Raw genomic sequence first — 14176 nt, 5'->3', positions numbered from 1 at the left:
TTTGCGGGAATTTCCCGCCTGTCGATCGTTGGCGAAGCCAACCGCTTCCGTTTGCCTCTTCGATTTCTAAAGGACGAGGACCTCAGTTCCCGAGCCGGCACTTTGCGCAGGTGCGTGTGGTGGCCTGATGATCAGGGCTCCCGACTTCGCAAGCAGTGCAAGCATGGAGCTGTCCTGCTTGGTGAACGGTGTCGCAACAAGCCTGCCGTCCGGGTCTTCGTGCAGTGTTGCGCGAATGTAGTCCTGACGCCTGTCGTTTTCCGGAATGTCTTGTCCGAGAATTGCCTGTTTGGGGGCCGTTGTGTCGGCCCTGTAGCCAAGCATTTTCTGGAGGAGCGGTTTCAGGAACAACAGTCCGCAGACGAGACTTGAAACCGGGTTCCCGGGAAGCCCAAGAACCTTGGTTGTTCCAAGTTTGCCTGCCATGAGCGGCTTGCCCGGGCGCATCGCAATGCGCCAGAAGGCAAGATCCATACCCTGCTGCCCGAGCACTTCCTGAACCAGATCGTGGTCTCCGACCGACGCGCCGCCAAGTGTCACCAGGATGTCAGCCCTTGCCGTTTTGGCCCTGCGTACATGACTGGCAAGTTCAACCGGATCATCCGGAGAGATACCAAGGTCCAGGGGAATCCCGCCACAGTCTTCGACCATGGCTGCAATGCCTGCATGATTTGACGCGATGATCTGGTCCGGTCCCGGTTCATCGCCGGGGCGGACAAGTTCATCACCTGTCGCAAGGATTGCCACTTTCGGCCGTCTCACGACCGGAATCTGCGGATAGTTCATGGCCGCGGCCAGCGCCAAGTGCCGGTAAGTCAGTTTCAAAGGCGGAGCCAGAAGGACCTGGTCCTTTTGAAAATCAAGTCCGGCAGGACGCACAAATGCCCCCTTGTCCGGAATTTCGAGGACGGAAATCCGGCTCTCCTGCCGGTTGGCGTTTTCCTGGATGAGGATCGTGTCAGCTCCGTCCGGCAACGGTGCCCCGGTAAAGATACGAACCGCCTGGCCGATGCCGACGGAGCCGGTGTAGCCATGACCTGCAGGTGCTTCACCAATAACTTTCAGCTGCGCTCCGCCGCCGGCAACATCAAGGTGACGAATTGCGTACCCGTCCATCGCAGAGGCTGCAAAAGGTGGCTGTGTGCGCCTGGAAAGGAGATTTTCCGCCAGGGCACGGCCGTTTGCCTGATCAAGCCCCGCAAATTCGGTATCGAGTGCATCGACATCGGAGAGAAGTTTTTCAAGTGCCTCGGCGACCGGCATCAAGCTCATCAGGTTCCGCCTTCGCTGCCATCTTTTTCAAGCGTCCAGTGGCCAGACTTTCCACCAGCCTTTTCAACCAGCCGGATGTCGCCAATCACCATGCCGCGGTCGACCGCCTTTGCCATGTCGTAAATCGTCAGACAGGCGAGGGAACAGGCGGTAAGAGCCTCCATCTCGACGCCGGTCTGTCCGCTTACCTTCGTGGTTGCCGTAACAACAAGGCCAGGCAGGTGGTCGTCAACCTCGATATCGACCTTGACCTTCGACAGCATCAGAGGATGACAGAGCGGTATCAGTTCGTGAGTTCTTTTTGCCGCCAGAATGCCGGCAATCCTCGCCGTGCCGATCACGTCGCCCTTTTTTGCGTTGCCGGAGCGAATGAGTTCAAGCGTTTCGACCCGCATCGAGACAGTTCCGCGTGCAACCGCAGTCCGGTGTGTCGCTTCTTTCTGCGAGACATCGACCATATTGGCGGCACCTGCTTCATCCAGATGCGTGAGCTTGGGGTCTTTATCTGACATGGATGTCAAACCGCTTCGGGCAAAGATGATCGCGCGAGCAGGCTTCTGGTCGCTCCAGCAACATCGTCCTGTCTCATCAGGCTTTCGCCAATCAGGAAAGTCGTTATTCCGACCTTGTTCATTCGTTCAAGGTCCGTCGGCGTGAACAGGCCGGATTCGCCGACAATGATACGCTCTGAGGGAACCAGTGACGCCAGTTCCTCGCTGGTCTCAAGCCTGGTTTCAAAGGTCTTCAGGTTGCGATTGTTGATGCCTAAAAGCCGCGAGGTCAGTTTGAGTGCCCGCTCCAACTCCTCCTGATCGTGTACCTCCAGCAGGACATCCATTCCGAGGCCGAATGCAGTCTCTTCCAGAGCTCGTGCGGTGTCGTCGTCGACAGCTGCCAGGATAATCAGGATGCAGTCGCCACCCCATGCCCGTGCCTCAAAGACCTGATAGGGATCATAGAGGAAGTCCTTGCGGAGTGCCGGAAGAGATACGGCATTCCTTGCAGCTGTCAGAAATTCAGGCTTTCCCTGAAAGGAAGGGGCGTCTGTCAGCACCGACAGGCAAGCAGCTCCTCCTTGCTCATAGGCTTTCGCCAGAAGGGGCGGATCAAAGTCGGCACGGATCAAGCCCTTTGAAGGACTGGCCTTCTTGATCTCTGCGATGAGAGCATATTCGCCAGCACCGGTTTTTGCCTCGATGGCAGCCTGAAAACCGCGGGGAGGAGATTGGTCCGCAATCCGGCTCTTGAGATCGCCAAGCGGCACGGCAATCTTCGCTGCCGCAATTTCCTCGCGCTTGTACGCTTCGATTTTCTGGAGAATGTCAGCCATGGCCCTATCCGTTCGACGCTGCGACCAGCTTTTCCAGGGTGTCGGCCGCCGAACCGTTGTCGATGCTTGAGGCGGCCATTTCAACCCCATCGCTCAGACTACCGACCTTGCCGGCGACCAGGAGTGAAGCTGCAGAATTGAAAAGCACGATGTCGCGATAAGCGTTCTTCGTACCGGAAAGAACGTCGCGCAACGCCCTCGCGTTTTCCGCGGGCATGCCGCCTTTCAGTTCTTCGGCCTTCGCAAGAGGCAGACCTGCGTCTGCAGGTGAAATCTCAAAGGACCGGACCTGGCCATTTTTCAATTCGCTGACAAAGGTTGGACCCGTCGTCGTTATCTCGTCCATGCCGTCTGACCCGTGAACAATCCAGGCTGTTTCAGAACCGAGCTCCTTGAGAGACTGTGCCACGGGATCAACCCATTTTCTTGCGAAGACACCGACCATCTGTCGCTTGACACCTGCCGGGTTCGAGAGCGGCCCGAGCAGATTGAAAATTGTCCGTGTTCCGAGCTCCATGCGGGTCGGACCAACATGCTTCATCGCCGCGTGATGAAGTGGCGCAAACATGAAACCGATGCCTGCCTTGTCGATACAGTGCGAAATCTTTTGCGGGTCAATGTCGATATTAACGCCCAGTTCGGAAAGAGCTTCTGCAGCCCCGGACTTTGAAGACAGGGATCTGTTGCCGTGCTTGGCCACAGGTACACCGCAACCGGCAACCACGATTGCGGTGCATGTCGAGATGTTGTAACTGCCCGAGCTGTCTCCACCGGTGCCAACAATGTCGATTGCGTCTGCCGGTGCTTTGACGGTGAGCATCTTTGAACGCATCGTCGCAACGGCGCCCGTCACTTCGGCGATGCTTTCACCACGCACGCGCAACGCCATCAGGAAGCCGCCCAACTGTGACGGTGTGGCCGACCCGGAGAGGATGACTTCAAATGCCTGCCGGGCTTCATCCGGTGTCAGTGTCTGACCATCAGCGACTTTGGCTATGAGGTCCTTGAACACAGTCATGGTGTTTATTCATCCGTACCAGAATCAGTTTTGTGTCAAGCCGATCACCTGGGCAACGCCTGCCTGGTTGATCTCGACGCCAGCTTCATTTTCGCGGTCAGTGATAAATTGACCAATGAGAGAGTCACGCATCTGCTGAGACAGCTGCTCGTCGAGCGCCCCAATGGCCGGCGATGCGGCATCGAAGGCAGGTACATTGGCCGCGGACACTTTCAATACCAGACGAGTGTTCCCGTCCGACGAATTTGCCACCGCACTTGTACCGACCGGACCACCAAAGACCTGCGAAATTGCTTCCTGGCTGAAATAGCCGGACGGGGCATTGCGAGCAATGTTCTCTTCCGTTCTCACTTCCAGTCCGGTTTCCCCGGCAAGATTTTCAAAAGATGTTCCGTTGTTCAGCTTGGTCAGATAGTCGGACGCCGTTTCGTTCAGCCGCCTGGTCATCTCGTCTGATTTCCAGGTTGAAACAACTTCGTTCCTGACTTCATCGAGCGTCTGGTCGCGTTCAGGAATGACCTTGTCCACTTCGTACCAGAGAAATCCCTGCTCTCCGAATTGCAGGACATCATTTTCAATCCCGATGTCGCTTTCAAAAGTTCCGGCGACTAGTCCGTCGGCAGCAGGCAGGTCTACGTCGCCACCGGAACTGGACTTCCCGTTCTGGTCGAATGCTTCAACCGACACGACCGGCAATGAAAAGCGTTCGCCGATTTCCTCCAGCAGAGCCCCGCCGGCGCGCGCGTCTTCGACTTCGTCCAGCAGGTCGAGTATCTCGCGCTCGGCCTGCTCGGTGGCGAGCGCCTGGATGATTTCGTCCTTTACCTCGTCAAAAGGACGAGTGCTTTCCGGCAGAATTTCCTCAACGTTCAGGATGACAGTCGAAAACCGACCTTCAACCGCACCGCTCGAGGCGCCTTCTTCAAGTGTGAATGCGGCACTCCCGAGGGTTTCGTCCAGGAAGTCGTTTCTTGCCATTACGCCGAGCGCGACGTCGTTGTTCGTCAGGTTGCGCTCGCTCATCAGCTCACTGAATGTCTTGCCGCCGGCCAATTCGGAGGCGGCCTCTTCCGCGGCCTCCTTGGACGGGAACGACATTTGGAGAACTTTGCGGCGTTCAGGCTGGTAATAGTCCGATGCCCTTTGTTCATACTCGGCGCGGGCGTCTTCTTCAACAACGTCATTGGGCCGTGCAAGGGTTTCCGGGGTCAACGCCAGAAACTTGATTTCCCGGTATTCCGGTGCCCTGAAGCCAGCCTTGTTCTCCTCAAAATACGCGTTGAGAATATCTGGCGACGGATCTTCGATCTCGCCAACAGATTCGGGAGTTACAAGAAGAAAATCTACGGTTCTGGTCTCGGATTGATATGCAGACAAGGCCTCGAGATAGCTGATTGGCGCGTTCATGTTGCCGGCGAGAGCTTCAGCGAGCTGATTTCGTTCCGCTATCTTGCGGCGCTGCACGACATATTCGTCTTCCTGATAACCATTTGCCCGGAGGACCTGATCCAGTCTGCTGCGGTCATATGTGCCGCTGAGCCCGCGAAATGCCGGGTCGGCCTGAATGAGAGCGGCCAACCGCTTGTCCGAAATGCCAAGTTGCAGATCCTGAGCTGTATTGTTCAGCGCAGCTTCTGCGACCAACCTGCCCAATGCCTGCTGGGGAACGCCAAGAGCAGCCCCTTCCTCGCGCGTGAGCGGGCGGCGCAACTGCTGCGACAGCCGATTGAGGTCCTGCCTGTAGGTGCGGTCGAATTCAAGGAGCGAAACTTCCGTGTCACCTACCTTGGCCGCCGTGTTCTGACCGAAACCCTGCAGAAAATCCGTTACGCCCCAAATGGCGAAACTAAAAATCAACAGTGCGATAAACAGTTTGGCAAGCCAGGTACCGGCGCCTTTGCGCAGCGCGTCAAGCATGACGACTCCCGTGTTCTTTTCTTTTCATCAGCCGTTTCTCAACGTCAGGCCGAAGGACCTGCCGCGACCGGAGCGGGCGGATCATAATGACGTGGAAGCCTCGCCGCAAGGCGGCCCGGCATAAAGTTCAGATCAGAAACAGGTTTCCACGACCTTGAGTGATTGCAACGTACGCAAGCTTCTGCTCTATAGGCGCAAAATCAATGTTGATCAGCGGGAGATGAAGACAAATGAGCGTGAAGATCAAACCGCTTCTGGCCGGGAACTGGAAAATGAACGGTCTAAGGACCAGCCAGGCCGAATTTCATAAAATGAAAGCGGGATTGACCGATACTCTGGCCGATAGCGCAAATATTATGATCTGCCCTCCGGCCACGCTGATTCCGGCGCTGGCCGACATCGCTGCAGGGAGCGCGATTTTGGTTGGCGGCCAGGACTGCCACGGAGAAAAATCCGGCGCACATACCGGAGATATTTCTGCCGAGATGCTCAAGGATGCAGGTGCCACTGCCGTGATTGTCGGTCATTCGGAGCGCCGGACCGATTACGGTGAAGGGGATGGTGTTGTCAACGCAAAGGCGCAAGCAGCATGGCGGGCCGGGCTGGTCGCAATCGTTTGCGTTGGTGAAACAGAAGCCGAACGCAAGGCAGGGCAGGCAGTGTCAATCGTTCAAGGTCAGTTGAACAATTCCGTACCTGATGGAGCAACAGCGGAAAACACGGTCATTGCCTATGAACCCGTCTGGGCAATCGGGACAGGCCTGACGCCGACTGCCCAGGATGTTGAGGAAATGCACAAGGCGATGCGCGACAATCTGGCGAGCAGATTCTCAGATGCCGGGGCAGCGATGCGCCTTCTGTATGGCGGCTCTGTAAAGCCGGCGAATGCCGCTGAACTCATGGCGGTTTCCAATGTCAACGGGGCTCTTGTCGGTGGTGCCAGCCTGAAGGCTGAAGACTTCCTGGGCATCCTTGACGCTTATTCGTGATCACGAGGCTCTTGAAGCTTCTGTGACGAAGGCTCAATTGAAGGGTGGAAAGCTGGCGGCGTCTGGTGTAGAAGGCCGCCAAACCTGAATTCAATACAGAATGGCGCTCGATGGAAACCGTAGTCATCGTAATCCACCTTATGGTCGTCCTGGCCCTGGTGCTTGTTGTCCTCCTGCAGCGCTCCGAAGGCGGAGCGCTCGGCATTGGCGGAGGCGGAGGCGGAGGGCTAATGTCCAGTCGTGGAACGGCAAATGTTCTGACGCGGGCGACGGCAGTTCTTGCTGTGGCCTTCTTTGCCACATCGCTCACATTGAGCCTCATCGCGCAGAACGAAGACAGCCCCTCTTCGATTCTGGACGCCTCGCCGGCGGCATCCGATGGCACCCCGGTCACGGGTGAGGGCACGACCGGTGGCTCCGGTGGTATCCTTGATTCGCTGAAACAGCAGAGCGAACCTTCCGGTCCACAGGTCCCGGCCGCACAGTAAGCGGCTCCGGCGGCCTCCGGGCCTTTCAATCGATATCTGCCCTGCGGCCTGTCTCGCAGGGCATTTTTATGTGTTAAGAACGCAACTCCCGAGTGGCCAAACGGCGCTCGGCAAGGATATGGTATTGGTCCATGGCGCGATACATTTTCATTACCGGCGGCGTGGTCTCCTCGCTTGGAAAAGGTCTTGCTTCTGCTGCTTTGGGCGCATTGCTCCAGGCACGGGGCTACAAGGTTCGTTTGCGCAAGCTCGATCCTTATCTGAACGTGGACCCGGGGACGATGAGCCCCTACCAGCACGGAGAGTGCTATGTGACTGACGACGGGGCGGAAACGGACCTCGATCTCGGTCACTATGAACGCTTCACGGGACGTCCGGCAAACCAGCAGGACAATATAACCACCGGTCGCATTTATCAGGACATAATCGCCAAGGAACGGCGCGGAGATTACCTCGGCGGTACGGTTCAGGTCATTCCTCATGTCACAGACGCGATCAAGAATTTTGTGCTGACCGGCAACGAGGATTACGACTTCGTGCTCGTTGAAATTGGCGGCACGGTCGGCGATATCGAAGGACTGCCGTATTTTGAAGCGATTCGTCAGCTCGGAAACGACCTTCCGCGCGGCAGTGCAGTCTATGTGCACCTGACACTGATGCCTTACATACCCAGTGCCGGTGAAATGAAGACCAAGCCGACACAGCACTCGGTCAAGGAACTACGGTCGATCGGCATTCAACCTGATATCCTGATGATCCGTTGCGACCGGCCGATCCCGGAAACGGAAAAACGGAAGCTGTCTCTTTTCTGTAACGTGCGCGAAAGCGCCGTTATTCCGGCCTATGATGTCAAGTCCATCTACGACGTGCCGATCGCCTATCATCAGGAAGGGCTGACGACGAAGTTCTCGCCGCATTCGGATTGACCGGGTCCCCGACGCCGGTTCTGGATCGTTGGGAAGGGATTTCTGCCGCTATTGCCAATCCGGAAGGAGAGGTAAAAATAGCGATTGTCGGAAAATACACGGTCCTGAAAGATGCCTACAAGTCATTGATCGAGGCTTTGGTACACGGTGGTATTGCCAACAGGGTCAAGGTGAATCTGGAGTGGATAGAATCGGAGACTTTCGAGAAGGAAGACCCGAGCCCTTATCTGGAAGGCGTGCATGGCATCCTTGTACCTGGTGGCTTTGGTGAACGCGGCGCGGAAGGAAAGATCGCGGCCGCGCATTTTGCCCGCACCCGCAAGATACCTTATTTCGGCATCTGTTTCGGAATGCAGATGGCCGTTCTCGAAGCTGCACGCAACATGGCCGGTATCTCAGAGGCAAATTCAACCGAATTCGGTCCAGCAACTGAACCCGTGGTCGGCCTGATGACAGAGTGGACCAAAGGCAATGAAATGGAGGTCCGCGACAAAGACGGTGATCTTGGCGGCACAATGCGGCTCGGAGCCTATCCCGCCGCTTTGAAGCAAGGGTCCCGTATTGCGGATATCTACGCGGCCACAAACATATCGGAGCGTCACCGGCACCGCTACGAGGTCAATATCGGCTACCGTGAGAAACTGGAAGACTGTGGCCTGATCTTTGCCGGAACTTCGCCGGACGGTGTTCTGCCTGAAACAGTCGAAATCGAGGATCATCCCTGGTTCATCGGAGTTCAATATCATCCGGAACTGAAGTCACGTCCATTCGACCCGCATCCTTTGTTCGCGTCCTTTATCGGCGCAGCGTTGCAGCAGAGCCGTCTGGTCTGACGCTCGAACCCCGAAAGGAACACCCATGGTGCGTGGCCTTGATCATCTCGTCGTTGCGGTAAACGATCTCGAGGCAGCCGGCCGGGCCTATGAGGCCATAGGATTTACGGTCACGCCTGAGAACCAGCACCCCTGGGGCACTGCGAACAGGCTTGTTCAGCTCGACGGGTTTTTCATCGAACTGCTGACGGTCAAGGAACCGGAGGCGATTGCAGAGACCAATGGTACGGCATTTTCTTTCGGCGCTTTCAACAGGGATTTCCTGAAAAACCGGGAAGGGGCAAGCATGCTGGTGCTGGAGAGCCATGATGCTGCTCAGGACCGGGAAGATTTCAAGAAGGCGGGATTGAAACTCTTTGATCCGTTCTCCTTTGAACGTGTCGCCAACCTGCCGGATGGAAAAACTGCAAAAGTTGCGTTCGATCTTACCATTCTTCAAGATCCGCTTAGTCCGGGGATCGGCTATTTCACCTGCCACAACAAGTATCCGGAAAACTTCTGGAAGCCGGCATTTCAAAAACATGAAAACGGAGCACGGGACATCAAGACCGTTTTCCTGGTCGCCGGCGACCCCTCAGACCACCATGAATTCCTCGGCGGCTTTACCGGTCAACGCGAAATGAGAGCGACCAGCCTTGGACTTGAGGTTCAAACACCAAGAGGCGATATTTCTGTCCTCAATCCGGACGCTTTTCGGGCACTGGTTGGCGAGGATGCCGCTGACGCGCTTCAAGGGAGATTGCCGCAGATTGCTGCTATCGAGATAACTTCAGCCAAGGTAGTGGAGCCAAAGATCCTTCCGGCCAATCAATTTTTGGGCCTGACACTGATTCTTTCACCTGAAAGCAAACAGTAGACGGGCTGTTACAAAGAACATCCGCAAAAGAACCGAACCGGTCATGAGGATTGAAAACGCAGGGTAATTTTCTTGGCTGCGAACAGGCTTCAAACGAGAAAATTCGCTTGTTGAATCAATCAGTCCTTTTATAGTGAACTCCGATTAAACGCGCGACCCACAGGTCTGACAGCGGAGTTCTCGAATGCCATTTTTGCGTTTTGCCCCATTTCCACGCCGCTTCGTTCTAGCAGCAACTGCGCTGAGCTTTCTCGCAGCCTGTTCGGACGATTCAAAGCAGGCCCAGGCCCCGGCAGCGCCTCCACCCTCAGTCACAGTTGCCAAGGTAGCGTCTCAGGATGTGCGCCAAAGCGAAACATTTGTCGGGCAGATCGCGGCTGTTGACCAGGTTGACCTTGTGGCGCGCGTCAGTGGTTTTCTCGAGAACAAGGCTGTTCCTGACGGCTCCTTTGTCAAGAAGGACGATTTGCTGTTCACGATCGAGAAGGCCGAGTACGAAGCGCAGCTGACCAAGGCGAAGGCGGATCTTGCCAGTGCAAAGGCTGATGCAGCCCTCAAGGCGGCGGACGAAAAACGCGACAAGGACCTTCTGGAAAAAGGGCATGTTTCCGAGGCTGCCTATGAAGCGACACTCGCCCAGAAACAACAGGCGGAAGCATCTGTGGAAGCAGCCCAGTCAGGTTTGCAGCAGGCAGAATTGAACCTGAGCTACACCGACATTTCAGCACCTTTTCCCGGCCAGATCGGCAAAAGCACCTATAGTGTCGGTGAACTGGTCGGTCCGAGCACGAATGCACTGGCCAAGTTGATCCGCCTGGCGCCGGTCTATGTCAATTTCTCCGTGAGCGAAGCGCAGTATCTCAACGCCGTTAAGACACACGACATCAGCCCTGCGGATTTGTCTCCCGAGGAAGCGCCGTCTATCAGCCTGGTGCTGCCGAACGGTGACAACTACGGAGAAAAGGGCAAGATCGTCTATATCGACAATGAAATCGATACGGCGACCGGCACGATCTCGTTCCGGGGAGAATTTGAAAACAAGGACGTTCGTCTCCTGGCGGGGACCTATGTCACCGTGTTGCTCGAAGCTCCGAATACCGAAACTGCGCTTGTGGTGCCCCAGGCCGCGATCCAGCGAGATCAGCAGGGTGCATTTGCGCTTGCCATTACGGCGGACAAGAAGGTCGAACAGAAATACGTCGAACTCGGTCAGCAGATCGGGACGAATTTCGTTGTCACCAAGGGACTTGAAGAGGGCGTAGAGGTCATTACCGAGGGCCTTCAGAAAGTGCGGCCGGGCGTGGAAGTTGAACCGGTGCTTGCATCTCAGCCGGCGGAGCAAAGCTAAATGTTTTCTCGCTTTTTTATCTACCGGCCAAAATTCGCGCTGGTCATTTCCATTGTCATTACGATTGCCGGCATTCTGGGATACGTGTCGCTGCCGGTCGAACAGTTTCCGAATATTACCCCACCGGTCGTGAATGTTTCGGCAACCTATACCGGTGCGAATGCGGAGGTTCTCGAAGAAACGGTTGCGGCGCCCATCGAAGGCCAGGTGAATGGCGTCGACGACATGATCTACATGCAGTCGACCAGTAACGACAGCGGCAACTATTCGCTGAACGTGACATTCGCTGTCGGGACAGACCCGGATATCGCCACGGTCAATACGCAGAACCGTGTTTCGCAGGCAACCAGCCAATTGCCGAGCGAAGTGACCGCCAATGGCGTGACCGTGCAAAAAGCCAGCACAAACATGTTGCTGGTCATAACGCTCTATTCGCCAAACAGTACTTTTGACCCGGTTTTTCTGTCCAACTACGCGTCCATAAACCTGAAGGACTCCCTCGCGCGCGTTCAAGGCGTCGGACGCGCCGACGTCATGACGGATTTCGCCTACGGTATGCGCATCTGGCTTGATCCGGACAGGCTCACCAGCCTGGGCATGACACCCAGCGATTTCATCGCTGCCGTTCAAGACCAGAACATTCAGGTTGCTGCCGGTCAGATCGGCGCGCCACCGGTGCCTGACGGCCAGCAGTTCCAGTATACGATCAAGGCCAAGGGCCGCTTGTCGACACCTGAAGAATTTGAAGAAATCGTGCTTCGAACCGGTGCAGACGGAGCTGTTGTCACGATCGGCGATGTGGCCCGGGTTGAACTCGGCGCACAGTTCTACAATGCGTCGGGTGAATACAACGGCCAGCCGTCAACCGTCCTGGCAATCTATCAGGCTCCAGGTGCGAATGCCCTGCAGGTGTCGGAAAACGTTCTTGCGCGCCTTGAGAGCCTGTCAAAGGCGTTTCCGGATGACATGGAGTATGCGGTTCCTTTCAACACGACCGACTTTGTTCAGGCGTCGCTTGATGACGTGATCGCCACGTTGTTCCTCACGTTTCTGCTCGTCGTTTCGGTGGTCTTCATCTTTCTCGGCAACTGGCGAGCGACGATCATTCCAACGGTTGCAATTCCCGTATCGCTGATCGGGACGTTTGCGGTTCTGCTTGCTCTTGGGATGTCCTTGAACACGATTTCGCTGTTCGCCCTCGTTCTGGCAATCGGTATCGTGGTTGATGACGCGATCGTGGTCGTTGAGAACGTTGAACGCATCATTGCGGAGGAGGGACTTTCTCCAAAGGACGCGACAGCAAAGGCGATGGAACAGATCACCAGCCCGGTTATCGCAACCACCCTGGTTCTGCTGGCTGTGTTCGTGCCCACGATCTTCATGCCTGGTATAACCGGCAGGCTCTATTCGCAATTCGCGGTCACGATTTCCGTATCCGTGGTGATCTCTTCCATCAACGCGCTTACCCTTTCACCTGCGCTGTGCGGACTTATCCTGAAGGCCCGTTCGGGGCCGCCGCGCGGCATCATGGGATTGTTCGATCGCGGCATAACCGGTATTCGCGACGGCTACACAGCGATCATCCGGCGTCTCGTGCGGGTTGCGTTCGTTGCCATCATCATTGTCGGCGGGGCGATCGCCGTGATCGTGACGCTTGGCGGTACGCTCCCTCAGGGTTTTCTCCCGTCCGAGGACCAGGGATATCTCATGGTTGATGTCCAACTGCCGGACGGGGCCGCGCTCGAACGCACCGAGGGGGTAACGAAACGCGTTGTCGAATTGACGCAAAAGACGCCGGGCGTCGAGAATGTTGTGATCGTGAACGGGTTCTCGATCCTCAACGGCGCGACGTCCTCCAACGCCGCCCTGGTGATCGCCACCATGAGCAACTGGGAGGACAGGCAGGAACCGAATCTGAAAATCAACGCGATTCTGGCTAATTTCTGGGCCGAGTTCTCGACCATTCCCGGCGCCAACATCATCGCATTCAATCCGCCACCGATCCCGGGTCTCGGGACAACCGGTGGTGTTCAGATGATGCTTCAGCAAACAGGTGGCGGAACGCCTCAGGAACTTGCGTCAGCTGTCGGGTCAATGGTCTATTCAGCCAACCAGAGCGCGGAAATCGCGCGGGCCTATTCCACTTTCAGGGCGAATGTTCCGCAGGTCTTTGTCGACCTGGATCGGGAAAAGACCAAAACGCTCGGCGTCAACGTGGCGGATGTTTTCACAACACTCCAGGCCTATCTCGGATCCTACTACATCAACGATTTCAACATATTCGGCCGTGTGTACAAGGTCATGATCCAGGCCGAGGGCCAGTACCGCGACAAGATCGAGGACATCGGCCGGTTATATGTGCGCTCGACGGATGGAACGATGGTGCCGCTGCGCAGTGTGCTGACGACGGAAAACGTTCTCGGTCCGCAGATCCTGACGCGCTACAACATGTTCCGCGCAGCCGCCGTGATGGCGGATCCTGCGCCCGGGGCGTCGACGGGTGTTGTTATCAACGAGGTTGAAGGCGCGGCGCAGGAAGCCCTGCCGCCCGGCTATTCTTATGAATGGACCGGAACAGCACAGCAGCAGCTCGGGTCCGGCAATATCGTCATGTTTATCCTGATGTTGTCGATCCTGTTCACCTATCTGTTCCTTGTCGCCCAGTATGAAAGCTGGACGATGCCGGTTGCTATCCTGATGTCGGTGTCCTTTGCGATCATGGGGGCGCTTGTGGCCGTGTTCGTGACCGGCGGGGACGTCAATCTCTATACGCAGATCGGGATGATCATGCTCGTCGGCATGGGGGCGAAGAACGCCATCCTGATTGTTGAATTTGCGATGGAGCAGCGCGACAGCGGTAAATCCATCACCGAGGCGGCGACAGAAGCGGCACATCTACGTTTCCGTGCCGTCATGATGACAGCGCTGTCGTTCCTGCTCGGTGTCGTGCCTTTGATGACGGCCTCGAGCGCGGGCGCTGCCAGTCAGAAGGCGATCGGCTTTGCGGTCTTCGGCGGCATGTTGTTTGCGACCGTGATCGGCGTGCTGATGATCCCGATCCTCTATGTCTGCCTGCAGTATCTGCGCGAAAAGGTGAAGAGCATGTTCGGTGGGGAAGAGAAGGTAACCCAAAGCGCTCCGGCGACTTAGTCCGGATCGGACAATTTCGTGTCAATTCACCGGGCGGAACAGTGTTCCG

At 56.5% G+C, this 14176-nt stretch carries 10 protein-coding genes and 1 pseudogene; 6 read left to right on the top strand and 5 right to left on the bottom strand.

The annotated features are described in order from the left end of the window. Nucleotides 1–66: 66 nt before the first annotated feature. From glp to ACO6TI_RS21700, 5 genes are read right to left on the bottom strand one after another with little or no spacing between them, the layout of a single operon-like run. A complete protein-coding gene (gene glp, locus ACO6TI_RS21720) occupies nucleotides 67–1272 on the bottom strand; it encodes a gephyrin-like molybdotransferase Glp (protein WP_422383364.1) in 1206 nt (401 codons plus the stop codon). Then, nucleotides 1272–1784, bottom strand: coding sequence for a cyclic pyranopterin monophosphate synthase MoaC (gene moaC, locus ACO6TI_RS21715; protein ID WP_055120472.1), 513 nt, complete (start codon nucleotides 1782–1784; stop codon nucleotides 1272–1274). The genes glp and moaC overlap by 1 nt, the downstream gene beginning before the upstream one ends. Nucleotides 1785–1789: 5 nt before the next feature. After that, nucleotides 1790–2602 carry an indole-3-glycerol phosphate synthase TrpC gene (gene trpC / locus ACO6TI_RS21710; protein WP_422383363.1) on the bottom strand — a complete coding sequence of 271 codons (813 nt, stop codon included), beginning with the start codon at nucleotides 2600–2602 and terminating at the stop codon, nucleotides 1790–1792. 4 nt (nucleotides 2603–2606) lie between these two features. Next, the gene (gene trpD, locus ACO6TI_RS21705) at nucleotides 2607–3620 is read right to left on the bottom strand and encodes an anthranilate phosphoribosyltransferase (RefSeq protein WP_055120476.1); all 1014 of its coding nucleotides are present in this window, start codon (nucleotides 3618–3620) and stop codon (nucleotides 2607–2609) included. A gap of 24 nt (nucleotides 3621–3644) precedes the next feature. Beyond that, on the bottom strand, nucleotides 3645–5537 hold the full coding sequence (locus tag ACO6TI_RS21700; RefSeq protein WP_422383362.1) for a SurA N-terminal domain-containing protein: 1893 nt from the start codon (nucleotides 5535–5537) through the stop codon (nucleotides 3645–3647). A 230-nt stretch (nucleotides 5538–5767) separates the two neighbouring features. Between ACO6TI_RS21700 and tpiA the strand changes: the two genes are divergently transcribed. The 6 genes and pseudogenes from tpiA (at nucleotide 5768) to ACO6TI_RS21670 (ending at nucleotide 14127) form a co-directional block, all read left to right on the top strand. Further along, complete coding sequence (gene tpiA / locus ACO6TI_RS21695; RefSeq protein WP_422383361.1) at nucleotides 5768–6526, top strand: triose-phosphate isomerase; 759 nt, start codon at nucleotides 5768–5770, stop codon at nucleotides 6524–6526. Between the two features lie 110 nt (nucleotides 6527–6636). Continuing rightward, complete coding sequence (gene secG / locus ACO6TI_RS21690) at nucleotides 6637–7014, top strand: preprotein translocase subunit SecG (protein ID WP_055120483.1); 378 nt, start codon at nucleotides 6637–6639, stop codon at nucleotides 7012–7014. Between the two features lie 131 nt (nucleotides 7015–7145). Further along, a pseudogene (locus tag ACO6TI_RS21685) lies at nucleotides 7146–8773 on the top strand (CTP synthase). Between the two features lie 25 nt (nucleotides 8774–8798). Beyond that, complete coding sequence (locus tag ACO6TI_RS21680; protein ID WP_422383360.1) at nucleotides 8799–9629, top strand: VOC family protein; 831 nt, start codon at nucleotides 8799–8801, stop codon at nucleotides 9627–9629. Nucleotides 9630–9813: 184 nt separating this feature from the next. Beyond that, nucleotides 9814–10977, top strand: a complete 1164-nt coding sequence (locus tag ACO6TI_RS21675) for an efflux RND transporter periplasmic adaptor subunit (protein WP_055120488.1) — start codon at nucleotides 9814–9816, stop codon at nucleotides 10975–10977. Then, nucleotides 10978–14127: a multidrug efflux RND transporter permease subunit gene (locus ACO6TI_RS21670; RefSeq protein WP_350184317.1), complete on the top strand. Its 3150-nt coding sequence runs from the start codon at nucleotides 10978–10980 to the stop codon at nucleotides 14125–14127. Nucleotides 14128–14176: the final 49 nt, after the last annotated feature.

It is taken from the genome of Roseibium album, from assembly GCF_965233825.1.
Taxonomy (GTDB): domain Bacteria; phylum Pseudomonadota; class Alphaproteobacteria; order Rhizobiales; family Stappiaceae; genus Roseibium; species Roseibium album.
This window is presented reverse-complemented; position numbering and strand designations above follow the sequence as displayed.

Bases quoted from the DNA above. Each gene is read 5' to 3' on its own strand.
- glp (WP_422383364.1), bottom strand. From the start codon at position 1,272: ATGAGCTTGATGCCGGTCGCCGAGGCACTTGAAAAACTTCTCTCCGAT.
- moaC (WP_055120472.1), bottom strand. From the start codon at position 1,784: ATGTCAGATAAAGACCCCAAGCTCACGCATCTGGATGAAGCAGGTGCC.
- trpC (WP_422383363.1), bottom strand. From the start codon at position 2,602: ATGGCTGACATTCTCCAGAAAATCGAAGCGTACAAGCGCGAGGAAATT.
- trpD (WP_055120476.1), bottom strand. From the start codon at position 3,620: ATGACTGTGTTCAAGGACCTCATAGCCAAAGTCGCTGATGGTCAGACA.
- ACO6TI_RS21700 (WP_422383362.1), bottom strand. From the start codon at position 5,537: ATGCTTGACGCGCTGCGCAAAGGCGCCGGTACCTGGCTTGCCAAACTG.
- tpiA (WP_422383361.1), top strand. From the start codon at position 5,768: ATGAGCGTGAAGATCAAACCGCTTCTGGCCGGGAACTGGAAAATGAAC.
- secG (WP_055120483.1), top strand. From the start codon at position 6,637: ATGGAAACCGTAGTCATCGTAATCCACCTTATGGTCGTCCTGGCCCTG.
- ACO6TI_RS21680 (WP_422383360.1), top strand. From the start codon at position 8,799: ATGGTGCGTGGCCTTGATCATCTCGTCGTTGCGGTAAACGATCTCGAG.
- ACO6TI_RS21675 (WP_055120488.1), top strand. From the start codon at position 9,814: ATGCCATTTTTGCGTTTTGCCCCATTTCCACGCCGCTTCGTTCTAGCA.
- ACO6TI_RS21670 (WP_350184317.1), top strand. From the start codon at position 10,978: ATGTTTTCTCGCTTTTTTATCTACCGGCCAAAATTCGCGCTGGTCATT.